Origin of the sequence: Limnospira sp. PMC 1279.21, from assembly GCF_032349615.1 — a bacterium.
In the GTDB taxonomy this organism is placed as follows: Bacteria; Cyanobacteriota; Cyanobacteriia; order Cyanobacteriales; family Microcoleaceae; genus Limnospira; species Limnospira fusiformis.
In genome coordinates this window covers 20,595-44,688 of record NZ_JARPLU010000021.1, presented here as the reverse complement: position 1 = coordinate 44,688, position 24,094 = coordinate 20,595, and the positions used below count along the sequence as shown (strand labels likewise).

The 24,094-nt window shown below is 42.0% G+C and carries 15 protein-coding genes; 11 read left to right on the top strand and 4 right to left on the bottom strand.

The features are described 5' to 3' along the window. The first annotated feature begins 186 nt into the window (after positions 1 to 186). The gene (locus tag P5683_RS05390) at positions 187 to 630 is read left to right on the top strand and encodes a T3SS (YopN, CesT) and YbjN peptide-binding chaperone 1 (protein WP_006622096.1); all 444 of its coding nucleotides are present in this window, start codon (positions 187 to 189) and stop codon (positions 628 to 630) included. Between the two features lie 218 nt (positions 631 to 848). Here the strand turns inward: P5683_RS05390 and P5683_RS05385 are convergent, their stop codons facing one another. Next, entirely contained in the window at positions 849 to 1,655 is an 807-nt protein-coding gene (locus P5683_RS05385; RefSeq protein WP_006622094.1) for a COP23 domain-containing protein, read from the bottom strand. Positions 1,656 to 1,795: 140 nt separating this feature from the next. On the opposite strand from P5683_RS05385, the gene crtR reads away from it, so the two are divergent. The 4 genes from crtR (at position 1,796) to lepA (ending at position 5,802) form a co-directional block, all read left to right on the top strand. Continuing rightward, entirely contained in the window at positions 1,796 to 2,701 is a 906-nt protein-coding gene (gene crtR, locus P5683_RS05380; RefSeq protein ID WP_006618003.1) for a beta-carotene hydroxylase, read from the top strand. Positions 2,702 to 2,711: 10 nt separating this feature from the next. Continuing rightward, on the top strand, positions 2,712 to 3,305 hold the full coding sequence (gene lepB / locus P5683_RS05375; RefSeq protein WP_006618002.1) for a signal peptidase I: 594 nt from the start codon (positions 2,712 to 2,714) through the stop codon (positions 3,303 to 3,305). A gap of 165 nt (positions 3,306 to 3,470) precedes the next feature. Then, positions 3,471 to 3,794, top strand: a complete 324-nt coding sequence (locus P5683_RS05370; protein WP_006618001.1) for a DUF1825 family protein — start codon at positions 3,471 to 3,473, stop codon at positions 3,792 to 3,794. A gap of 193 nt (positions 3,795 to 3,987) precedes the next feature. Further along, positions 3,988 to 5,802, top strand: coding sequence for a translation elongation factor 4 (lepA, locus tag P5683_RS05365; protein WP_006622093.1), 1,815 nt, complete (start codon positions 3,988 to 3,990; stop codon positions 5,800 to 5,802). Between the two features lie 46 nt (positions 5,803 to 5,848). On the opposite strand, the gene P5683_RS05360 is transcribed toward lepA, so the two are convergent. Both P5683_RS05360 and P5683_RS05355 read right to left on the bottom strand, forming a co-directional pair. After that, positions 5,849 to 7,324 carry an MBOAT family protein gene (locus tag P5683_RS05360; RefSeq protein WP_006616477.1) on the bottom strand — a complete coding sequence of 492 codons (1,476 nt, stop codon included), beginning with the start codon at positions 7,322 to 7,324 and terminating at the stop codon, positions 5,849 to 5,851. A 102-nt stretch (positions 7,325 to 7,426) separates the two neighbouring features. Next, on the bottom strand, positions 7,427 to 9,157 hold the full coding sequence (locus tag P5683_RS05355) for a glycoside hydrolase family 10 protein (protein ID WP_006622092.1): 1,731 nt from the start codon (positions 9,155 to 9,157) through the stop codon (positions 7,427 to 7,429). Between the two features lie 241 nt (positions 9,158 to 9,398). Between P5683_RS05355 and P5683_RS05350 the strand changes: the two genes are divergently transcribed. The 5 genes from P5683_RS05350 to P5683_RS05330 all read left to right on the top strand — a co-directional run bounded on the left by P5683_RS05350 (position 9,399) and on the right by P5683_RS05330 (position 21,398). Next, on the top strand, positions 9,399 to 9,911 hold the full coding sequence (locus P5683_RS05350; RefSeq protein ID WP_006622091.1) for a hypothetical protein: 513 nt from the start codon (positions 9,399 to 9,401) through the stop codon (positions 9,909 to 9,911). 287 nt (positions 9,912 to 10,198) lie between these two features. Next, on the top strand, positions 10,199 to 14,434 hold the full coding sequence (locus P5683_RS05345; protein ID WP_315639619.1) for a PAS domain S-box protein: 4,236 nt from the start codon (positions 10,199 to 10,201) through the stop codon (positions 14,432 to 14,434). Between the two features lie 179 nt (positions 14,435 to 14,613). Continuing rightward, positions 14,614 to 19,989 (top strand): AAA family ATPase, encoded by a 5,376-nt coding sequence (locus P5683_RS05340; RefSeq protein ID WP_315639620.1) that lies wholly within the window; start codon positions 14,614 to 14,616, stop codon positions 19,987 to 19,989. A gap of 110 nt (positions 19,990 to 20,099) precedes the next feature. Beyond that, positions 20,100 to 20,750, top strand: a complete 651-nt coding sequence (locus tag P5683_RS05335) for a DUF305 domain-containing protein (RefSeq protein WP_006668656.1) — start codon at positions 20,100 to 20,102, stop codon at positions 20,748 to 20,750. A gap of 132 nt (positions 20,751 to 20,882) precedes the next feature. Continuing rightward, on the top strand, positions 20,883 to 21,398 hold the full coding sequence (locus P5683_RS05330; RefSeq protein WP_006622086.1) for a hypothetical protein: 516 nt from the start codon (positions 20,883 to 20,885) through the stop codon (positions 21,396 to 21,398). 182 nt (positions 21,399 to 21,580) lie between these two features. On the opposite strand, the gene P5683_RS05325 is transcribed toward P5683_RS05330, so the two are convergent. Beyond that, positions 21,581 to 23,005, bottom strand: a complete 1,425-nt coding sequence (locus P5683_RS05325) for an NB-ARC domain-containing protein (protein ID WP_006622085.1) — start codon at positions 23,003 to 23,005, stop codon at positions 21,581 to 21,583. A 189-nt stretch (positions 23,006 to 23,194) separates the two neighbouring features. Between P5683_RS05325 and P5683_RS05320 the strand changes: the two genes are divergently transcribed. After that, positions 23,195 to 24,094 carry an ATP-binding protein gene (locus P5683_RS05320; RefSeq protein ID WP_046321713.1) on the top strand — a complete coding sequence of 300 codons (900 nt, stop codon included), beginning with the start codon at positions 23,195 to 23,197 and terminating at the stop codon, positions 24,092 to 24,094.

Below are 24,094 nucleotides of genomic sequence, written 5' to 3'. Positions count from 1 at the left end.
AATCGTCGCATTGTCCGGGAACAACCGGAAAAATGTCGCGTAAATGTATCAGATCATGGTTGCCTGGTCGGGATATGATTTGTTGGTTGCCATTAATACCCACTAACACTAAAAAAGTTGTAGTGAGGACATTCTGGCACAAGTGTTTGGTAAAACTATGATCAATATACTGAAAGGGGGAAGCCGATGAAATTCGAGAGTGCAATACAGGAAGCCTGTTATGAGAAAATTACTACTTGGATGAGGGAACTTTACGGTAAATTTCCTTGTGCCAGACAGGATGTGCCGGGACTGGCCCTGTTTATGGGGTCAGCACTGGTGGAGGTGTTTGTTTTTCCGTGGGGAAAAGATGAGGCAATTATTAACACTCGTTCCTATGTGGTGACGGGAACAGAACTTACCCCAGACCTGATGCGGTTTCTGTTGCGGGAAAACAGCAATATGCGCTTTGGAGCCTTTGGCATTGATGATAATGGTGATGTTCTGTTCGAGCATACCATTGTGGGTTCGACCTGCGACAAAATTGAACTGGAATCTTCGGTAAATGCGGTGCTAGAAATTGCTGATGATTATGATGACAAAATTGTGGAGCGTTGGGGAGGAATGCGGGCTTTAGATCGGATTCGCTAGTATTATACTGTGGCCGATCGCTCTACCACCACCAAATTTTATCGAAAATGTCGGGCAGAATACCCCATCCTTTTTGCCAGGTGCGGATGAATGCCCGACCAATATACTCAATCTTCTCGCCGCTATCTACAGACGGCGCGTGACCTCGCTCCGGTTTTTTGGTGTTGACAAATCCTGACCCACCACCAAACCCCCGGATTTGGGGGTTTAAGGGGAGATTAGCGGAAGAAACGGCGATCCATGCGATTTCCAGTGCCGCCGTCTGCTGGGTCTAGGAAAGGTTTTAACAGAATCCCTTGGGAACGATTAGACGAACTCCTGGGAATGATGCCTTCCAGTGTACCAAGGGTTGAGCGTTCATTGACCAAAGTCAAAACTCCCTGGGTACTCTGTCCGCTGTCAGCAATTAACAAATTCTGAAAAATGCGATCGCGCACGACTTCGGCACTTTCGCCAGCCGGAACCGTCAGGACAATCCGACATTGAGGGATATCTTCCGTAGTAGCACAAACAGTGTTGTGGCCATTTTCTACAGCGGTCTGTAAAGCCACCAACCCATCAGGGCGATAGGACTCCAGACGGCTACTAATTTCCTGACAGCGACGTTGGGGAGTCCAACCACCTCCCATTTCACCAGGAACCGCCCAGGGGAAGCCTTGAGTTGGTTGGCTGACGGGATAATACATAACTGTATATTGACCGTTGACCACTTCACAGCGGAACCGGGGAATATTGGCGGTTTCTGTTTCTACTTCTACCTGGGGAATGGGAACTGTCTCCTCTTGCTGGGGAGGAATAGAGGTTTGTGTAGGGATTGGTTGTGGGTTTTGGGGAAAATTAATCCTAGGAAGACCGAGTTGATCAGTAATCTGGGACCAGGAGGGACTAAAATGGCGATCGCCTATGGACAGGGGCCTAGCTGTGGCCGCACCCTGATTGATTACCAGAGGCATGGCTAAGGATAAGCTGATCACCCCGAAAATAGGGGAAAATTTACGCCAACCAAACTTGAATTGTGTAAACATGGAATTTTTTTCCTCCTTCAGGTAAAGTAGTGATATTTTCTTAGGCAAGGTGGCAACTCATTTTGTTTACAAATATTTACAGTTGCTCAGGACTCGCGTAAAATACTCAGGTGTCAAACTTCTAAGGAGTGCAAACAATAATGTCGGAGGGCCAGAAGCTGCTGACGGTTCCCAAGGATTTCCTAGTCCCGGAAGGGGGTTTAAATATAACCCTCCTTATGTTCTTAGGGGCTATTGCGATCGTCATTAGTTCTACTCTAGGTTACTGGTGCTGGCACTGGCCTAATTGGTTCTGTTTTTTGTGTAATGTACTAGCCCTACATCTAGCAGGGACAGTCATTCATGACGCATCCCATAATTCTGCACACCGCGATCGCACCCTGAATGCGATTCTGGGACATGGTAGTGCTTTAATGTTGGGTTTTGCCTTTCCAGTTTTTACCCGGGTCCATATCCAACATCATGCCCATGTTAATGACCCAGACAATGATCCTGATCATTTTGTTTCCACAGGGGGGCCGTTGTGGTTAATTGCAGCCAGATTTTTTTATCACGAGATTTTCTTCTTCCGGCGGCGACTGTGGCGCAAGTATGAGTTACTGGAGTGGTTTTTAAGCCGTATGGTGGTCGTGGTAATTGTCGCCCTAGGGGTTCACTATGATTTTTTGGGCTATATTCTCAACTTCTGGTTTACTCCGGCTTTAGTGGTAGGACTGGCTTTGGGCTTATTCTTTGACTATTTGCCCCATCGTCCTTTTCAAGAACGCAATCGCTGGAAAAATGCCAGGGTTTATCCTAGTGCGCTCCTCAATATTTTGATTTTGGGACAAAACTACCACTTGATCCATCATCTGTGGCCGTCAATTCCCTGGTATAAATATAAACCTGCCTACGAAGCGACTAAACCTCTGTTAGATGCCAAAGGCTCTCCCCAAACCTTGGGATTGCTTAATGGCAAGGACTTCTGGGGTTTCATGTATGATATTTTCCTAGGGATTCGTTTTCACCATCACAAATCGCCTAAGTTGTCTAACTCAGAGGATTGAATCAACCAAAATGAGATCCCAGGAACAAAAACAGGAACCACAAGGGGAAACCAAGCCCAAAGACCCGGCTCCAACCGCTAAAGGGGGGAAATTTCGGGAAAATTTGGTGATTCTGGCGGTGGCTTTGAGTCTATCGTTACTAATCCGCATTTTTGTGGCTGAACCCCGTTATATTCCCTCGGATTCAATGTTCCCGACTTTGGAAATTGGCGATCGCTTAGTGGTAGAAAAGGTTTTATATAGATTCAGTCCTCCCAAGTTTGGGGATATTATTGTTTTTACGCCACCTGGACAGTTAAGGGTTCAAGGCTACACCAAAGACCAAGCATTTATCAAGCGTATTATTGGTGAACCAGGTCAACTGGTGGAAATTCGCGGCGGTAAGGTTTATTTAGATAATGATCCGATCGCAGAAGAGTATATCGCGGAACCTCCTGAGTATGATTGGGGACCGAATTTGGTACCTGACCAACAGTATTTTGTCATGGGAGATAACCGCAACGATAGCAATGATTCCCACATCTGGGGATTTTTACCCCAACAGAACATTATTGGTAGGGCGGCTTGGCGTTTTTGGCCTTGGAAACGATTAGGGCCGATCTAAGATAAAATTTGTCTATAAGGATTATAGCCCGAAGTGGTACGGCAATTGCGACCCTTGGGGGGTACAGTAGCCGAGATTTCGGTGTTACAATTGTAGACAAAATATAGGAGCAATTCCTGGGTTAAGGAATCGCGATCGCCTGTTGTATAAAAGATTTAACCAATTATGAGTTTCTTTGAATCTGAGATTGTACAGCAAGAAGCCAAACAGTTATTTGAGGACTATCAGTCTTTAATCCAACTGGGAAGCGATTATGGGAAATTTGACCGAGAGGGCAAAAAACTGTTTATTGAGAATATGGAATCGATGATGGATCGTTACCGTATCTTTATGAAGCGGTTTGAACTGTCTGAGGATTTCATGGCCCAGATGACTATGGAACAGTTAAAAACTCAACTAGGCCAGTTTGGGATTACCCCTGACCAGATGTTCCAACAAATGCACATGACCCTAGAAAAGATGAAATCGGAACTGGAAAAACAACCTTAGATGGTTTATCCAAAAACTTGAGCCTCAGAAAATGCTGTATATGGCATTTTGGGGGCTTATTTTGTCCGCTACAAGGCTATAACCGGATTTTGGTTTGATCAGTTGTGGGTGCGATCGCTACGGTCGCCAATTTTTTGTTAAAATACGTTAAGCACCCATCCTCCCACTGACTGGTTTTAAAAAGTTACCCCTTATGACTAACGTTCCTGTAACTCGGATTCGTAATTTTTCGATTATTGCTCATATTGATCATGGTAAGTCTACCTTAGCCGATCGCCTACTTCAGCAGACCGGGACTGTCGCTGATCGCCAGATGAAGGAACAGTTCCTAGATTCCATGGATATTGAACGGGAACGGGGGATTACCATCAAACTCCAGGCCGCTCGGATGAATTATACAGCCAAAGATGGTCAGGAATATGTTTTGAATCTGATCGATACTCCTGGCCATGTGGACTTTTCCTATGAGGTATCCCGTTCTTTGGCTGCTTGTGAGGGAGCGCTGTTAGTTGTGGATGCTTCCCAAGGGGTGGAAGCGCAAACCTTGGCTAATGTCTATTTAGCTTTGGAGAATGATTTAGAAATTATCCCAGTCCTCAATAAAATTGATTTACCTGGAGCTGAACCTGAACGGGTCGCTGGGGAAATTGAGGAAATTATTGGTTTAGACTGTTCCGATGCGATCCGCGCTTCTGCTAAGGAAGGTATTGGTATTGGGGAGATTTTGGAGTCTATTGTCAAATTAGTTCCGCCTCCCAAGGATACCGTATCCGAGAAACTGCGGGCGTTGATTTTTGATAGCTATTATGACAGTTATCGTGGGGTGATTGTCTATTTTCGGGTCATGGACGGGACGGTTAAAAAAGGCGATCGCATTCGTTTAATGGCATCTGGTAAAGAATACGAAATTGATGAGTTAGGAGTATTAGCCCCCACTCAAACCCCTGTTGATGAATTGCACGCCGGGGAAGTCGGCTATCTGGGTGCGGCGATTAAGGCTGTGGAAGATGCCCGGGTTGGTGATACCATTACTATGGCTAAAAATCAGGCGGATAACCCTCTCCCTGGATACACAGAGGCTAAACCCATGGTATTTTGTGGGTTATTTCCTATTGATGCTGACCAGTTTCCCGACTTACGAGAAGCCCTCGATCGCCTCAAGTTAAATGATGCTTCTTTGTCATACGAACCTGAAACGTCTAGTGCTATGGGGTTTGGTTTCCGGTGTGGTTTCTTGGGGTTACTACACATGGAAATTGTCCAAGAGAGATTGGAACGAGAATATGACCTAAATTTGATTGTCACTTCTCCTTCTGTGGTCTATAGGGTGACCACTAATACTGGGGAAGTGCTGATGATTGATAACCCGAGTAAATTACCCGAACCTAATCACCGCGAGAAAATAGAGGAACCTTATGTGCGGGTAGAAATGATTACCCCAGAGACTTTTGTGGGTACTTTGATGGAATTAGCCCAAGGTCGGCGGGGTGATTTTCTGGATATGAAATATCTGACTATGGGGCGGACAACTTTGGTTTATGAGGTTCCTTTGGCTGAGGTGGTGACGGACTTTTTTGATCAAATGAAATCGCGATCGCGGGGATATGCCAGTATGGAATATCATTTTGTCGGCTACCGTGAGAATCCTTTGGTTAAGCTGGATATTATGATTAATAAGGATACTGTAGACTCCCTGGCGATGATTGTTCATCGGGATAAAGCCTATAATGTCGGACGGGGAATGGCGGAAAAACTCAAAGAGTTGATTCCTCGCCATCAGTTTAAGGTCCCTATTCAAGCGGCGATCGGTTCTAAGGTGATCGCTAGTGAACATATACCAGCTTTGCGTAAGGACGTTTTAGCTAAGTGTTATGGCGGTGATATTAGCCGTAAAAAGAAATTACTCCAGAAGCAGGCTAAGGGTAAAAAACGGATGAAGGCTTTGGGGTCGGTGGATGTTCCCCAAGAGGCTTTTATGGCGGTTTTAAAACTTAATCAAGATTCCTAATTTCTGGCGATGTGGTTGGGGTATCACTGGGGGGGAGTCCTGGGGCTTAAAAGTCAAAATAAATGTAGGGTAAACCACCTTCTGGGGCTAATAATAAGACCGCGAAAAAGCACAGGGGAACTAAAATTAACTTAATCGGCCAGTTGAGTTGTACTTTTAAACCCCGTCGAAATGCGGTGGCGATCGCCATGGCTATGATTACCCCAACTAGAATCCTGGCTAAATCAATTCTTTCAACTCCTAAAGCCTCCACATAAACTAGGTGGGCAAATTGAATGTCGGCGCGGGTGCCCCAAAGGTTTTGCACTACCCAAAATGAATCCTTTAAGTCAGGAAGTCTGAAGAAAATCCAAGTCCAAAAAACCATTAATTGGGTGATAAACCAACTGATAATTATACCTGGAAAAGTTAGCCAAATCCACTCTATTGATAACTGTTTAGATAGGGTGTCTGTCAGTCGGTGAATGACTAAAGCTACCCCGTGTAATACCCCCCATAAAATAAACCCCCAGGCTGCGCCGTGCCAAATTCCCGCAATTAACATGACAATTAGTAAGTTGAGACAGGTGCGCGTGAGTCCCACCCTTGACCCTCCTAGGGGAAAATATAGATAATTTCGCAGCCAGTCCCCTAGGGTGATATGCCATCGTCGCCAAAAATCGGCGATACTGGTGGTAAAATAGGGAGCATCAAAATTTTCTGGTAAGTTTAATCCTAGTAGTAATGCTGTACCTCTGGCTAGGTCTACATAGCCGGTAAAATCTAAATAAAGCTGTAAACCATAAGCCACTGTAGCCAGCCATAAGTCGCCACTTCCAGCCCGTTGTAAGTTTTCAAAACTTAGGTCTACGAAAATACCAATGCGATCGGCAAAAATTCCTTTTTTGACTGCGCCCATAGCCAGCAACCATAAACCATCTGTGATTTTTTCTGGTGTGGGAAATTGCAGGGTTTGGAATTGATTTTTGAGATGATGATAGCGGGTAATTGGGCCGGCAATGAATTTGGGGAATAAGAATTTATAGCTGGTAAATTCTAGTAAAGAATTGGTGGGGGGTGCGCCTCTATATACATCTATTAAATAGGCGATTATTTCAAAGCAGAAAAAACTCAATCCTAAAGGTGGTACAATATAGGAACTTACCCAAACCGCTGCATCTTGAATCTGATTATTATTGAAGATGCCGCCAATGATATTGAGCAGAAAAGGAATATATTTAAAGCCTAGTAATAGTAGGAGGTTGATGGTAATTCCAATCCACAATAAAATCAGGCGGCGACGGTTGAAGGAACTATTGGCAATTTGCCAGTCTTCTAAAGGCTCACCGATAGAGAGGGCTAAACCAAAGTTAAAGAAAATGCACAGTAACAGCAGGGGGATATATTGAATTTGTAGGGAGGCATAAAATATTAAACTGGCTGCTAATAGTATGATTAATCTGCCTTTGCGCCAGGGTGTTAGCCAATAAATCAGGAAGACACAAAACAGGAAGATAGCGTAATCGGTGGAGATAAAAGTCATAAATAGGGAAGTGGGAAGTTGCCATAATAAAGGCGGGTTATCTGCTCAGGGTCAATGGTGACCAATTAAGTGAATTAACCCGCCTCTTGATGAAGTTAGAAATTAACTGACATTAACGATCGCCTCTGAACTTTCGTTAGCCATGCGATCGACCGCTCGGACGGCGTAGGTTCCTGGTGAGACCCTGACCGCTGTGGTATTGCGATCGAGGACTCTCACCAACTGCCAACCATTGGTAAACTGCTGGTATAAAGCCCAAGATCGGATATCATGATCAGGAGATGGATTCCAGGAAATCATCCCGGAACTAGCTTGTAAACCCGTTGGGGGTTGTGGTGGTTCATTGTCTAGCCAAGGCATAGACGGCGGCAGAGCCGGAGTTGGGTAAACAGATGATTTAAATACCTCATTCACACCACTTTGATTATCCCGAAACATCTTCATGCTAAAAAAGATATTTCCCAGGGAAAGCTGATTAGCTTTTTGGCGAGAAATCTGGACTTGTCGCTGAAACTCAGACACCGGCCAACCATTAGCCAATTGACTCAGAAAGTTTCCCGCATAAATATGGCGCTGGAAGGGGTTATTCCGTACCCACCAATCCAATAACACCGGATAGCTCTGTTGTGGGGGGTCAATGCGCCAATAAAGTTGGGGAGAGAGATAATCTAACCATCCCCTATCCATCCATAATTTGACATCAGCAAAGATAGCCTCATATTGATCCATACCCACAATTCCCGGAGCCTTTCCAGGGCGATAAATACCAAAGGGACTAATGCCAAATTTGACATAGGGCTTAATTTCCTTAATCCCCTGATATAGGCGGAATATCATCTGATTGACATTATTTCGCCGCCAGTCAGCCAGGGAGAGATTACCCCCAGCCGCTCGATAGGCGTTGTAGGTTTGTCCGTCCGGGAAAGCAATTCCGGGTTTGGGATAGGGGTAAAAATAATCATCCAGGTGAACCGCATCTATGTCGTAGCGCCGGACAACATCCATAATCACGTTATAGGTGCGGTCTTGTACTTCTTTCGCACCAGGGTCCATCCAAATTAGGTCGCCGTAGCGGTAGGCGTATTGGGGATAAACCGCGGCCATGTGATTGGGTGCAAAAGGACCCCTTTCTGAACCCATGCGGGCGCGATAGGGATTAAACCAGGCGTGGAGTTCAATATTGCGCTTGTGGGATTCTTCAACGGCAAATTGTAGGGGGTCATAGAAGGGATTAGGGGCTTGCCCTTGTCTTCCCGTCAGCCAGGTACTCCAGGGTTCAATTTGGGACTGATAGAAAGCATCGCCAGTGGGGCGAATTTGCAAGACTAGGGCGTTAAGGTTTAATTCCTGCATCCGGTTAAGGATAGCTAGGAGTTCAGATTTTTGTTGGGCTACCGATAGATTGGAAGCTGAGGGCCAGTCAATATTAACTACCGAGGCGACCCATACTCCCCTAAATTCCCGTTGATGGCTGGGTTGATTGGCTTGGGGGCTGTTGCTGGCGGTTTCAAAAGGGTTTGGTAGGGGAATTTGGCTGAGTTCAAAATCCGGCCCTACCTGGGTTGGGGTGGGTGGCGGTTGTGGGGGGTTGGTAATGGCGGAAATTATGCGATCGCCTGCTGCGGCACAATAGGCGTGGGTTTGGCTAAGGACGAATCCGAGAATCAGCCCACATACCCAAATGCCGATTTTTCTCTGGAGGCTAGTGATGGGTTTAACCGTGATAGATTCCCGGTAGCCCCTAAATTTGGCGAGGCGGCGCGAGTCGTTGTTGGATGTCATAGATGGATCTTGAGCAGATAATTTGGTGATGATTTTGGTTAGGATAAACAATTTATCAGATTTGGCCTTATAGTGGCTACTGGCTATGGTAATGCGATCGTCACCAATCCTGAGTAAATAGATATCCGGGACAATAGTTTGGTTCCGGTAATAATATCAGTTGATATCTGAGGTAAAATTTGCTAGAGTTCCGAGATACCTCTGGCAAAAGTCTCAGGAACTTAGAATCCTAGGGCAATAGCCTGTAGGATGGATCGGCAAACCACTAGGTGATTTTGAGGAGATGAGTTTAATGAAGTCTAAACTGTTAGGTGGGTTGTGTGTGCTGATTACAGCATTCATGCCTGTCAAAGCCTTCGCTCAAATTGGAGTTCCCACAACTCCATCAGATTTTGATATCAGATACCAGCGACCAGATCCGCAAACTGGCAGAGTGACTCCCCCCAGGTACTACAGCTTGCCCGATTTGGCTAATCCTTTTCGGACTCTCCCTTCTGCTTTCCGCTATCCGATTATCTATGAATTAGGAGTTAACCGCAACATCAGAAGTGACGCAGTAATCACCGATGAAGTATTTATTCCTAATCTGCCACCAATTCCGGCCGGCATTACCCTAGATAATATTCCCCGCGTCCGCGCTGAATATACCCGCCGGGTTGAGGAGTGGGGCGAACGGGTTCAGGAATGCAAGAGACTTGATCCCCTGATCATTAAAACTGATACCGGAAACCCCGTGTTAATTAATCAACGTTCTGCTGGAAGAATTGTTCTGAACGCTAACAATATTTCTGTTTGTCCCAGATAACAGAATCATAGATTATCCGTTGTTGCCCAGGTGTTGTTGCTAATCCCCTCTTGGTATCAAGACGGGGATTATTTCTATTTAGCACCGAAAATAGACTAAAATTATGCCACCTATGGCGACTGGAAATATTTTGAGCCATAATTAATCATAATCGCATCCGTCTTGGTTTTCTAAGGGTCCGAAAATTTTATGACTGCTCAAGTGATGACTCATCCCTAGGTAGTCCCTAAAGGTGGCACAGGAAACGAGGGAGTCTGCCCACAAGTTCTCTGTTATCTTAATTGATTATGATATTCTCCAATCAAATCCAGGTTTTATCTGCTCATTCCCGTCATAGGGTTAAACCGAAGAAATTAGTCAGACCCGTGATCACCCCAGATAGTCCCCTATCGGCTTTGTTTGAAGCTGGGACAGATGGGATGGTTATAGCAGATGACTTGGGATATTACCTTGATGCTAACCAGGCCGCTTGCCAATTATTTGGGTTGCCACATCAAGATTTGATGGGATGTCGGATTAGTGATTTTGCTGAACCCGGCTTTAATTTTGAGGAAACTTGGCAAGATTTCCTCCACCAAGGGGAGATGCGTGGCTCATTTCGTCTGATACGACCTGATGGTGGTGTGGTGATGGTCGAGTATATGGCTAGGGCTAATTTTTTGCCTAATTGTCATCTGGTAACTTTACGAGATGTTACCGAAATCAAAAGCCTACAAGAACAGGTAGAATCGTTGCAATCTGCCTTAGCCGCCTCTGTCTGTACTCCTGAAAAACTGGGACAGATTACCGCACAAATGGACGCAGAGTATTGTCTGCAACAAATTGGTCGCCACATTCCTGGGATAATTTATAAGTTTTGTCAAAATCTCGATGGTGGGTTTGCTTTTCCCTACAGTAGCGAAGGGTTACGAGAGATTTATGGTATTGAACCAGAAGCCGTGCGGTCTGATGCTAGTGCCCTTTTTAATGCGCTGCATCCTGATGATATACAGTTGGTAGAAGAGTCGATTTTGGCATCGGCGAAAAATTTGACTCCCTGGCTTTGCGAGTATCGTATAACTCACCCTGATGGTCGATTGTTATGGTTGCTTGGTCATGCTACACCCCAACGAGAGCAGGATGGTAGCACGACTTGGTATGGTTATGTGCGAGATATTACTGAGCAAAAAGAAAGTGAAATTGCCCTACGAAGAAGCGAGAGTCAGTTTCGGAATTTGACTGAAAATCTCAATGATATGGTGTTTATTGCTGATGTGGATGGCACTTTTAGTTATGTGAGCCCAAATTTTGAAGAAATTACGGGATATCCCATTGATGAGTTGTTGGGTATTTCTTTTGCCGAGTTTGTACATAGTGAAGATCTGCCAATTTGTGTAGATGCTTTTCATCGAGCTTTATTAGGGGAAAAAGTGCGAGGTGCTGAATATAGGGTGTTACATAAAGATAATCGCTATTACTGGCATTCTACTAATGTGTCGGCGATGAGAAATGATGAAGGTGAGGTGATAGGATGTTTGGGAATTGCCCGATATATTCATGACCGTAAACAGGCGGAAATGGCGGTGCGGGAAAGTCATATTCGTTTAGAAATTGCCCTAGAATCAGCTGATATTGGCACTTGGGATTGGAAGATGCAAACTAATGAGTTGGTTTTATCGGAGGAACATTGGCGGAATTTTATCGGTGCGACGGAAGGGGTGGTTCATCATAATGTTAATGAGTGGATCAGTCGAATTCACCCAGAGGATATGGAATTAGTTTCTGAGAATATGAATCGACATATCCGGGGAGAAATTGATATTTATGAGACTGAACATCGTTTACGATGCGAGGATGGTTCCTATAAATGGGGTTTAGGTATTGGTAAAATTGTGGAGAGGAATCGTTTGGGTGAACCGCTGCGATTTATGGGAATTTATCAGGATATTTCGCAGCGTAAAGCTAATGAACTGGCGCTACAAGAACTGACTAATCAACTGCAAAAAGCTCAAAAAGTGGCGCATCTTGGGAACTGGTCTTTTGAGACTCAAACCCAAAAGGTTACTTGGTCGGAAGAGGTATTTAATCTGTTTGGTATGAGTCCGGAACAAGGTGAGCCGACTTTTGCAGAACATCTGACCAGAATTCACCCTGACGATCGCTCTTTCTTTCAAAATAGGGTTGCGGAAGCTAATAAGGGGATTCCCCAAAACTTCGATTTTCGGGTTGTGCGTGCTGGTGATGAGGTGGCTTATCTGAATGCTCGGATTGAAATAGAACAGCGGGACGAGCAGGTGGTGCGGATGTTTGGGACGGTGATGGATATTACGGAAAGAGTGAAGGCGCAAGAGGAAGTTTATCAATCGCGGGAGTTGTTGCAAACTATTCTTGATGCTCTGCCACAGTCGATATTTTGGAAGGATTCTCATAGTGTGGTTATGGGGTGTAACCAGGCTTTTGCTACGGCTTTCGGTCGTGAAAATACGAGCTTTTTTATAGGAAAAACGGATTATGATTATTGTGTGAGCCGAAAAGAAGCTGAACATTATCGCACTTGCGATCGCCAGGTGATGAATAGCGATCGACCCCAAATCAAATTAATTGAAAATAAAAGCAATGCTGATGGTAGCATTAATTGGGTAGAAACCACTAAAATACCTCTCCATGATGCCGACGGAAAGGTAATTGGTTTGGTGGGAATTTTTGAAGATATTACAGACCGGATACAGGCGGAAAATGCCTTAAAAGAAAGCGAGGCTCAGACCCGCGCTTTGCTGGATGCTATTCCTGATATGATGTTCCGCTATAGATCCGATTATGTTTTGGTTGATTATAAGCCATCTCCACAGGTGACACCGTTAATAGAACCCTCGCAATTTTTGGGTCGAAATATCCATGAAGTCTTGCCTGATTTTCTGGCTATACCAACCAGTCAAGCTATTGCAGAAACCCTAAAAACTCAACAAATTCAGGTGTTGGAATATGAACTAGAAATGCCTGAAGGGGTCCGAAATTATGAGGCGCGGTTTGCTCCCTGTGGTAATGATGTTTTGTCTATTGTTCGAGATATTAGTGAACAGCAAGCGGCTTTAAGGGAACGCCAAAAAGCGGAACAAAAGTTGCAATCTTTGCTGAGTCGCACCCAAACTTTAAATCGGATCAGCACCGAAATTCGCAATTCTCTTAATTTAGATACGATTTTGCAAAATGCTGTCAATGCGATTTTTCAGGAAATTCAAGTTGATATTTGTGCATTTGTATGGTATAGAGCCGATACCAATCCACCCTGCTTAGAAAATGTTAAGGAGCAGAAAAATTCAGGAATACCTAGTTGGATAGGGAGTTATAATATTGATGATTTACCGAAATTATTTTATCATTTATTTCATGGCAAAATATATCGGGTAGATGTAGTTAAGGATAGCCAAGATGAACCCTTAAAAGAATTTTGTCAACAGTCAGGAATTGACAGTTATTTGGTGTTACCTGTGCATACTGCTGGCGGGACAATTGGAGGTTTTGAAATCGGGAGAGTTCAGAGTGATTGTATTAAGGGTTGCGAATGCGATCGCTCTTGGTTAGATGATGAAATAGAACTCCTACAAAATCTGGCAACTCAGGTAGCGATCGCCATTTATCAAGCTCAACTTTATCAGGAGTCCAAAGCCAAAGGTAAGGAATTACAAAAAGCATATCGGGAATTACAAGAAACACAAGTGCAGTTAATTCAAGCTGAAAAAATGTCTAGTTTAGGTCAATTAGTCGCCGGTGTGGCTCATGAAATCAATAACCCAGTTAGTTTTATTTACGGCAATTTAACCCACACTTCTACCTATACGGAATCTTTGTTAGAATTGATTGATACTTATCAAGAATTGTATCCTGACCCTCCCCCAGAAATTAGCGATTTAATTGAGGATATGGATTTAGATTTTATTAAGGATGATTTCCCAAAAATCATTAGTTCAATGACTAATGGAGCCTCCCGGATTCGGGATATTGTTAAATCCCTGCGTACCTTCTCCCGTTTAGATGAAGCCAAGTTAAAATCGGTGGATATTCACGAAAATATTGATAGCACGTTAGTGATTCTCCAAAATCGCGTCAATGGTAGCAATGGAAGTCCGGCAATTCAGGTAATTAAAGACTATGGAGATTTGCCGTTATTTGAATGTTATAGCAGCCTATTAAATCAGGTATTTATGAATTTACTCATTAATGCTATTCAGGCGATCGAGGAAAGACGAAATCTATTAAATACTGCGGCAAACTCTGATTATAGAGGATGTATAAACATCAAAACACGCCTCGCCCAGAAAAAGCAAATATTGATTGCCATAAAAGATAATGGTATTGGCATCAGTCCCGAACATCAAAACAAAGTGTTTAACCCATTCTTTACGACCAAAGCCGTAGGTCAAGGTACAGGGATGGGATTACCAACTAGCTACCAAATTATCACCCAAAATCACCACGGAGAGTTGAGTTTTTCATCAGCCCCAGGGGTGGGGACAGAATTTGTGATCAAGTTACCCTTGGCATAACTGCGAAGTTTGTATTACTCTATAGCACAATTTACAGAAAATTTTGGTTTTATAGGTTAAGCTATCAAAAGTTTAATCACAGACCGCCCACAATTAACTAGACCGAGGCTAGGAAAGCCTGGAAGCGCCTATCTATCCAAGTTCTGATTGAGTCAACCCTATTAACCACAGCTTACCCCATGATTATGACTCTTCCCTTGTACAACTTTGGCGAAATTATCTATCAAGGAACCCGCACCATAGTTTATAAAGGCACTAGAACCAGTGATAACCAAGCGGTAATCATCAAAGTTTTACGGAATCCCCATCCGAATTTTAATGAACTGGCTCAGTTTCGCAATCAATATACACTGGCGAAAAATCTGGAACTTTCAGGAATTGTCAAACCTTTATCTTTAGAAAATTATGGCAATAGTTATGCCTTAGTGATGCCCTATGAGGGACATATTTCTCTGAATCAGTGGCAACCAGACAAAATCTTAATTCCTGACTTTTTAGCTATAGGGTTGCAACTAGCAGAAATTCTGCACGGATTGTCTCAAGAACGGGTAATTCACAAAGATATTAAACCCGCAAATATTCTGATTCATCCCGAAACTAAAGAAATTAAATTGATTGACTTTAGCTTGGCTTCATTATTGCCAAAAGAAAATCAGACTATCCAAAATCCTAATATTTTAGAAGGGACTTTAGCTTATTTATCCCCAGAACAAACTGGCCGGATGAATCGCGGCACCGACTACCGCAGTGATTTATATTCTCTGGGAATAACTTTCTATCAATTACTGGCGGGAGAGTTGCCTTTTAATGTTGATGATCCTATGGAATTAGTCTATTGTCATTTGGCTAAAATGGCAACTCCATTACATGAGGTTAACCCTGATGTGCCGAAGGTTTTATCTGATATCGTAGCGAAATTAATGGCAAAAAATGCTGAGGATCGTTATCAGAGTGCTTGGGGACTCAAACATGATTTAGAAAATTGTTGGCAACAGTGGCAAAAAACTGGTAATATTGGCGAGTTTGCGATCGCCTCTTGTGACTTGAGCGATCGCTTTTTAATTCCCGAAAAACTCTATGGTCGAGAAAACGAAATTGAGGAATTATTAGCAGCTTTTGATAGGGTAGCTAATGGCGCATCAGAAATTATGTTAGTGGCGGGTTTTTCTGGGATTGGTAAAACCGCTGTAGTCCATGAAGTCCACAAACCGATTACCCGCCAGCAAGGCTATTTTATTAAAGGTAAATTTGACCAATTAAATCATAATACCCCTTTCTCAGGTTTTGTGCAAGCATTAAGGAATTTAATGTGGCAACTATTGTCAGAGTCTGATTTTCAGCTTGAACAATGGAAAGGTAAAATTTTAGGAGCTTTAGGAGGTGGCGGACAAGTTTTAATTGAAGTAATTCCCGAACTGGAAAAAATCATCGGCCCTCAACCTCCGGTCCCGGAATTATCTGGAACTGCCGCCCAAAATCGGTTTAATTTGCTATTTCAAAAATTTATCTCGGTCTTGACAACTTATGAGCATCCACTGGTGATATTTTTAGATGATTTACAGTGGGCAGATTTAGCCTCTCTGGAGTTAATGAAGCTATTAATGGAAGAAAAGACCTATCTACTGTTATTGGGGGCTTATCGGGATAATGAAGTGTCTCCCGTGCATCCTTTGATGTTCACAGTAGAAGAACTGAAAAAAATGGGTAAAACGGTTCATACTATTACTTTAAGTCCTCTGGAGTTTGAGGATAGTAATCAGTTAGTGGCGGATACCTTAGCTTGTACATTTGAACTAGCCGATCCTATCACCGAATTAATTAATCGTAAAACCAAAGGAAATCCGTTTTTTATCACTCAGTTTTTGAAAGCATTATATAACGATAAATGTATTAACTTTAATCTAAAAAAACGCTCCTGGGAATGTGATCTAGCCCAAGTTAATTCCCTATCTATCACGGATGATGTAGTTGAGTTTATGGCGACTCAGTTGCAAAAATTACCGGAAGAAACTCAGCAGATATTACAGTTAGCGGCTTGTCTGGGAAATCAGTTTAATTTGGATACATTAGCAATTGTTTGTGAAAAATCACCAACCCAAGTAGCGATCGCTTTATGGAAAGCCCTATTATACGGTTTAATCATCCCGGAAACTCAGCTTTATAAATTATATCTAGCTGAGTATAAAACGGAGTTAAACAGTATCCATACTGAAAAAGTAGAATACAAATTTTTGCATGACCGGGTACAACAGGCTGCTTATTCACTAATTCCTGAACAGCAAAAACAGGCTACTCATTACCGCATAGGACAACTATTGCTGAAACAAATTCCTCTTGAGTCTAGGGAAGATTACATTTTTGATATCATCAGTAAACTTAACTATGGTATAGCCTTAATTCCCACCCAAAAAGAACGGGATGAATTAGCCAAACTAAACCTGATAGCTTGTCGGAAAGCCAAAGCAGCTACCGCCTATCAAGCGGGTTTAGATTATACCCAGACGGGGTTATATTCACTTGGGGAAAAATCCTGGGAACGACAATATCAAATCACCCTAGAATTTTATAATTTGGGGGCGGAATTAGCTGCCTTGTCCGGTGATTTTGAGACTATGAACACTTTTATTGATGAGGTGATGTCTCATGGTAAAAAGTGGGTAGAAAAAGTGGATGTTTACCGGATTAAAATTCAAGCAAATGTGGCTCAAAATCAGCTAAGTCAGGCTATTGATATTGGTCAAGAGTTTCTGCAAAATATGGGTGTAAATTACCCAGCAAATCCCACCCCAAACGATATTAACCAAGTAGTTGCAGAAGTTATCGAACTCATTGGCGATCGCGATATTGACGACTTAGTTAACCTACCCTTAATGACAGATCTAGAAAAAATCGCGATTTTGCAGATAGCCAATAGTATGATTCCCGTCGCTTATATCTGCAAACCTCCCTTATTTCCCGTGTTTATTTCTTTAGGAGTTAAGCTATCAATTGAATATGGCAATACATCAGCTTCCGCCTTTAGTTATGCCTGTTATGGAGTAATTTGTTGTAATCTCTTACAAGATATAGATAGAGGTTTGAAGTTTGGTCAATTGGCGCTAACATTAGTGAAAAAATTAGACATCAAAACCGCAAAACCAGAAGTTACTCATGTAGTATGTTTATTTATTTTACACAGAAAAAACCATCTTAAAACCGTAGTTTATCTTCTACAAGACAGCTATAAAGAAGCCTTAGAAATTGGCAATCATGAACAAGCTGGATATTGCGCTCAAACCTTTTGCCTCAACTCATTTTGGGGTGGTGAAACTCTAGTCACCTTGGAAAAGCAGTCATCTGGATACTATAACGCTTTACAACGATTGAATCAAATAACCACTGCCAATTACTGTGGAATTTATTGGCAGTCTACTTTAAATTTATTGGGGTTAGCAGTCAACCCTCACATTTTATCAGGTGAAGCGATGGAAGAAACAGAAATTTTGCCTCGCATTACTGATAGTCATGATGTGCTGGGATTGTATATATTTTATCTATATAAAATGATGCTTTCCTATTTATTTGCAGAACTCAAATTAGCTGAAACTTATGCAATTGAGGCTAAAAAATATTTAATTGGTGGTGCTGGTATGATTAGCATTCCCGGATTTTATTTCTATGATTCCCTCACGGCTTTAGGCATTTATGCTCCCGAACATGAACAGAAATCAGAATTGTGGCAGCGTGTAGAAGAGAATCAACAGCATTTAGGTCACTGGGCATATTATGCACCAATGAATCATCAGCATAAGCTGGATTTAATCGAGGCGGAAAAATGTCGAGTTTTAGATCAAAAAGTTGAGGCTATAAATTTATATGACCAGGCAATTTTAGGAGCCAAAAAACACGAATTTATCCAAGAGGAGGCTTTAGCTAATGAACTAGCGGCTAAGTTTTATCTGAATTGGGGTAAAGAAAAGTTGGCAATGGTTTATATGCAGGAAGCCTATTATTGTTATGCGAGGTGGGGCGCAAAAGCTAAAACTGAGCAGTTGGAAAATACCTATCCTAACTTACTAAAACCTATTTTAGAAGCGACGGGATCTAATTTAACTCCTATGGCGACTTTAGCAACTGTGGTTACTCCGAGTATTTCAACTCACACATCTACATCGAGTAATCGTTCGTCGGGTTCGAGTATTAATAATTTGCTGGATTTTTCAGCGATTTTAAAAGCAGCCCAGGCCATCTCTAGTACGATTCAATTAGAGGAACTTTTGCAGCAACTCACTAAGATTATTTTGCAAAATTCTGGGGCTTCACGCTGTGCTTTAATTTTGCCTAACCCTGATGGAAATTGGCTAGTGCGATCGCTTGCTACTCCCCGAAATACGGAACTTTGTGGGGAACTTTTGAGCGAAACTACTAAGGTCCCAGTCAAACTGATTAATTATGTGAAAAATACTAAGAAAGTAGTAGTTATTGATGATATGCAAACGGATTTACCTGTAATTGATAAGTATTTACAGGGACGAAAACCTAAGAGTATGTTATGTTTACCGATTTTAAATCAGGGTAATTTGGTGGGAGTTTTGAGCCTAGAAAATCGTCGGATCAGTGGTGTATTTACGAGCGATCGCCTAGTGGTTGTGAACTTGCTTTGCACTCAGGCGGCTATTTCCCTAGAAAATGCTCGTTTATATCAACAGTCCCAAGATTATGTGGAACAAATTAAACAGTCGCAACTGCAATTAATTCAAGGGGAAAAAATGTCAGCCTTGGGGAATTTAATTGCTGGCGTAGCTCACGAAATTAATAATCCGGTCGGCTTTATTCATGGTAATATTAACGAGGCGATTAAATCCGTGCAGTCTCTGAGTGAATATCTGCAACTATATCAGGAAAAGTTTGTTGATCCTGGGGAAGACATGGTGGCTAAATATGAGGAATTAGAGATTGAGTATCATTTAGAAGATTTGCCAAAAATGTTAGAATCGATGAAACTGGGGTGCGATCGCATTAAAGATATTAGCACCAGTTTAAGGATTTTTTCCAGAGCGGATCTAGATCATCAAGTTTCCTGCGATATTCACCAAGGTATTGATAGCACTTTGTTAATTCTCAAACATCGCCTCAAGGCTAATCAACATCGACCCGCTATTGATATCGTCAAAAACTATGGCAATTTACCTCAAATCAAGTGTTTTCCCGGTCAAATCAACCAAGTTTTTATGAATATTTTGGCTAATGCGATCGATGTTTTAGATGAAGTCGCCATGACTTCAACCTTTGAGAGTCTCAAAATCAATCATCAAATTATTACCATTTCTACCCAGGTTTTGCCTGAGAAAAATTCCGTAGAGATTCGGATTGGAGATAATGGTTCCGGAATGCCAGAGGCACTAAAGTCCCAAATTTTTGATTATTTATTTACCACTAAAGGAGTAGGAAAAGGTACGGGTTTGGGATTAGCGATCGCTCGTCAAATTGTGGTTAATAAGCATCAAGGAAGTTTAGAGGTAGAGTCCGAAATCGATCAAGGTTCCGAATTCCGCATCTGTCTACCGATTGATTAATCCCAGATGTTAGGTAAACATTTGCTATGATATCTATTCCTTGACTCTCCTGTTGACTAGAGAGTTTATAATTGGGGGGGAGTTTAAGATAGTTATCGGTGAGAAAGTTAATGAATGCGAATTTCCGAAAATCAACCTGGAGTTTGATAGCCATATTGGGATTAATTGCGGGTTGTGATTCCGTACCTCCGTCCATAGAGGAACCCATAGAGATCACTGGTGAAACCGTACCAACCATGGATCATGGAGGTATGGATCATGCTGATATGGATTTAGGGCCAGCAGATGAAAACTACGACCTACGCTTTATTGATGCGATGATTCCTCATCATGAAGGTGCAATTATTATGGCACAGGAAGTTTTAGGGAAATCAGACAGACCGGAATTGCAAAATTTAGCAGTAGAAATAATTCAAGCTCAAGCCACAGAAATTGCCCAAATGAGGGAGTGGCGACAAGCCTGGTATCCAGACGCACCAGATACACCAATGGCTTGGAATAATCAAATGAATCACATGATGGAAATGTCTCCGCAACAAATCAGTGCTATGCGGATGGATATGGATTTAGGCGAAGCAGATGATGAGTTTGATCGGCGTTTTCTCAAAGCGATGATTCCTCATCATGAAGGTGCTTTAGTGATGGCTAAAGGCTTACAAGAAAAATCAGATCGCCCAGAAATGCAATCCTTAGCGGAAGACATTTTGACCTCACAGGAGGCAGAAATTGCACAAATGAAAGCATGGCTGGAGGAATGGTAACTTAAATTGAATCTAATTTAGAGCTAGGGGTAACGGACAGATAAACTATCTATAGGCGATCGCGCTAAAATGTGATATTCTCCAATTATTTCTGAAATTCCCTTAATCACCATCCCTTCCCAGAGGATATCAATGAAACGGAAACACTATTATCTACCGGGAATTATTATGTTGCTCGGTACTGCACTCCTAGGGACAGCCCTAGCCAGGGATCTGACAGACCAACAAAGAACAGTTGTCTGCAAACTGAGAGATGTGGTTGAGGAGGCGGGAAGAGACGGTTTCGAGTTAGCATTCTGGCCCGTAATTGGCAAAGGGCCCGCGAGAGTTAGCGCACCGTTAACCCTCAGACTTGATCCTTCTATCGAGTATCTTTTTGTCGGCTATTGCGATGAAAATTGCGCCGATGTGGAGTTACGAGTCAAAACCATGAGTGGGGAAGTGCTGGAATTTGACGAAGATTTAGTCTCAGTTGTTTCCTTTGAGCCGCCATTTGAGGATGACTACGAACTATCCCTAAGAATGACTGATTGTAGTGCTGAAGATGGTTGTGTTTTTGGTATGGGTATCCTAGCGCCTCGCGGTGTGAAGGTTCCCCATTCTTCCAACCTACCTAGAGAATTAGCTCAATTTCAATTGTGTGATTGATTTACTTCGTGCCTAACTCCCGCCCGGAGAGTTGATCCGGGCTTTGGCAGTATTTGACATCAGAAACCGAGTTTTTATGAGGATGTTTGTTGATGAAGTAGTTTTGTCGGGTAAAAAATGAACCGTCAGCTTCCCATAACAAGCATCCGTGTCTCCTTGGTAAAATACAGAACAACTATCTATTATGGATATTGCCTGGTTTGAACATATTTCGCCACGACGGAATTTAAACTAAAAAGTGTCATATCTCCTTCATCTTGGGTTTCCAATATAAATCGCCTCACTAGAGATTTTAGTCCATTAATTAAATCGGAAATAGGTAATTTGACTCGATTGGCGATCTCCGATAACGCGATCGCCTCTGGTTCGTTTGCTAGTTGACTGACGATGACCATTTCACAATCACTTAATCGCTGCAACTGTTGTTCTAAGTGCCAAGATAATGATTCGTCCAACATCGGCATATCATATTGTAAAAAATTGCCAACTTTACCACCAAAAATTTCTCGAATTAGGGTAGCGATTATATTTAACCATAGTGGGTTGCCTTGATAAATATTGATCAACCTTTCCCATAGTTGTTGATCGGATAAATGATGGGAAATTAAAATATCTTTCGCTGCCATTCCTAAACCATCTAACACCAAAGTAAAAATTGGCAAATTTAATTTTTCTAGTTCTGCAATTTCTCTCGGTTTCTCCGAACTAATTAAGACGAAACAGCTATGATGGTAAACTTCGGCAACTTTTTGAAAAAATAGATGATAATCTTGACAAGCTGATTTATATTGACCCGCCCATTTACCTGGACTAAAAATTTCCTGTACGTCATCCAAGATGATCAGGCAACGATGGTGGCGCAGTTGGCTAAAAATTAGACTAATTTTTGTTTCGATTTCTATAGCTTCATCTATCTTCCATGACAGTGAAAATATTTCCAATAATTTATTTAAGATAGTTTCTAAAGTCGGCGAAAAGCGCAAACTACGATAGATGATAAAATTAAAGTTACTTTTGATTGATTCGGCAAGACTTATAGCCAGGTGAGTCTTGCCAATACCACTAACACCTAAAATAGCAACTATTTTTGCACAATTATTATGGCAATTTTGAGGATCATACTTTTCGTCAGTGACGATCCATTTTTTAAGTATAGATAATTCTTCATCACGTCCATAAAATGTAAAAATTTCCGCCGCATCACCTAAGTCGAGCTCAGGTGAATCTTGAGGTTCTGGTTTTTGCCCATAAGAAACCGGCGATCGCATTTGATCTGGAAAACAACTTACATTGTTATGAACCGTGACATGATCTCTCCCAATAACTGGTGAAATATTAGCGTTATTAGCAATGATCGCTCTGTCTAGTATCGACCTAACATTAACTTTACTAACATCTTCGCCTAATGCGTCTGCAAGTATTTTCCATAGTTCTGATGCCACGACCCTCACATAACCTTCGCTACAATCCCGTTCTTGAGCGATTTTAGCATATTTCTTTCCTTGCAGAGCTTCTTTGAGGATCGCCTCCTGCAAATCATCTAGATGTTTTCCCGTCTTGGAAAAGACTCTGTCATCAGCAAATCTTAAAATTTCATTAAGCTCCATAGCTGCTTTTATGAGTAACTTTTACTAATTTTAAGTAACATCTTATCATGCTTTGGATAACATAATATAATGTTTCATAACTAATTATCATCCCTTACCAAGTACATGAGACCATAAAATTATCAATCTTCTTATGGTATTATACTGTGGCAGTGGGGATAGGAAAGTAAGCCATATCAAATTCAAAGAATGAAATATGAAATAGTTAAAGGCAAAACCGACCCGATCAGCAACGAGCAAACCAGTAGTCTGAGCGAGACACCGCAGTGGACATTGGATGAAATTGCGTTATCAAAAAGTACCCGTGAGCAAATTAAGGAAATGATTGCTTATGTAAAAAATCGGGATAAGTTATTTGTAGAATGGGAGTTTAATCGGTTTCTCAAGACTGGTAAAGGTTTGAGCATAAATTTTTTTGGACCATCTGGTACGGGTAAAAGCATTACTGCTGAAGCCATTGCTCACCAATTGGATATGAACATTATTAAAGTGAACTATGGCGAGCTAGAATCAGAATTAGTGGGAGGAACATCCAAAAATATATCCCAGGTCTTCCAAGAATCGGAAAAAAGCCATAGTTTATTATTCTTTGATGAAGCTGATGCTGTATTGAGCAAAAGAATTTCAAATTTATCTCAAGCCGCTGATTATGGAGTCAATTCAGCCAAAAGCACATTATTGACACTAATGGATAAATTTAATGGTGTGATTGTTTTTGCTACCAACCTGTTTGAAAATTATGACAATGCTTTTTTAAGGCGGATCATATTTAATGTAGAATTTCTCGTACCTGATTTAGAAATGCGGACTCAACTCTGGCAATTTCATTTATCTAAAAATGTTCCCAAAACCATTAGTTACGAGAGGGCGGCGGAAATCAGCGAAGGTTTATGCGGGGGTGATATTAGAAATATCACAATTAAACTTGGTCTAAAATTGTTAGTTGGTAAAGCTCAGGCTATTGACGAGTCTATCCTCATAGAGGAAATCAACAAATATAAAACTATCAAGCTGCATCACCAAAAAATCAGTTCTGATAATTTAGCTAGGATAGAAACCAGATCGACTTCAAATTTAAGAGAGGAATAA

Bases quoted from the DNA above. Each gene is read 5' to 3' on its own strand.
- P5683_RS05390 (WP_006622096.1), top strand. From the start codon at position 187: ATGAAATTCGAGAGTGCAATACAGGAAGCCTGTTATGAGAAAATTACT.
- P5683_RS05385 (WP_006622094.1), bottom strand. From the start codon at position 1,655: ATGTTTACACAATTCAAGTTTGGTTGGCGTAAATTTTCCCCTATTTTC.
- crtR (WP_006618003.1), top strand. From the start codon at position 1,796: ATGTCGGAGGGCCAGAAGCTGCTGACGGTTCCCAAGGATTTCCTAGTC.
- lepB (WP_006618002.1), top strand. From the start codon at position 2,712: ATGAGATCCCAGGAACAAAAACAGGAACCACAAGGGGAAACCAAGCCC.
- P5683_RS05370 (WP_006618001.1), top strand. From the start codon at position 3,471: ATGAGTTTCTTTGAATCTGAGATTGTACAGCAAGAAGCCAAACAGTTA.
- lepA (WP_006622093.1), top strand. From the start codon at position 3,988: ATGACTAACGTTCCTGTAACTCGGATTCGTAATTTTTCGATTATTGCT.
- P5683_RS05360 (WP_006616477.1), bottom strand. From the start codon at position 7,324: ATGACTTTTATCTCCACCGATTACGCTATCTTCCTGTTTTGTGTCTTC.
- P5683_RS05350 (WP_006622091.1), top strand. From the start codon at position 9,399: ATGAAGTCTAAACTGTTAGGTGGGTTGTGTGTGCTGATTACAGCATTC.
- P5683_RS05345 (WP_315639619.1), top strand. From the start codon at position 10,199: ATGATATTCTCCAATCAAATCCAGGTTTTATCTGCTCATTCCCGTCAT.
- P5683_RS05340 (WP_315639620.1), top strand. From the start codon at position 14,614: ATGATTATGACTCTTCCCTTGTACAACTTTGGCGAAATTATCTATCAA.
- P5683_RS05335 (WP_006668656.1), top strand. From the start codon at position 20,100: ATGAATGCGAATTTCCGAAAATCAACCTGGAGTTTGATAGCCATATTG.
- P5683_RS05330 (WP_006622086.1), top strand. From the start codon at position 20,883: ATGAAACGGAAACACTATTATCTACCGGGAATTATTATGTTGCTCGGT.
- P5683_RS05325 (WP_006622085.1), bottom strand. From the start codon at position 23,005: ATGGAGCTTAATGAAATTTTAAGATTTGCTGATGACAGAGTCTTTTCC.
- P5683_RS05320 (WP_046321713.1), top strand. From the start codon at position 23,195: ATGAAATATGAAATAGTTAAAGGCAAAACCGACCCGATCAGCAACGAG.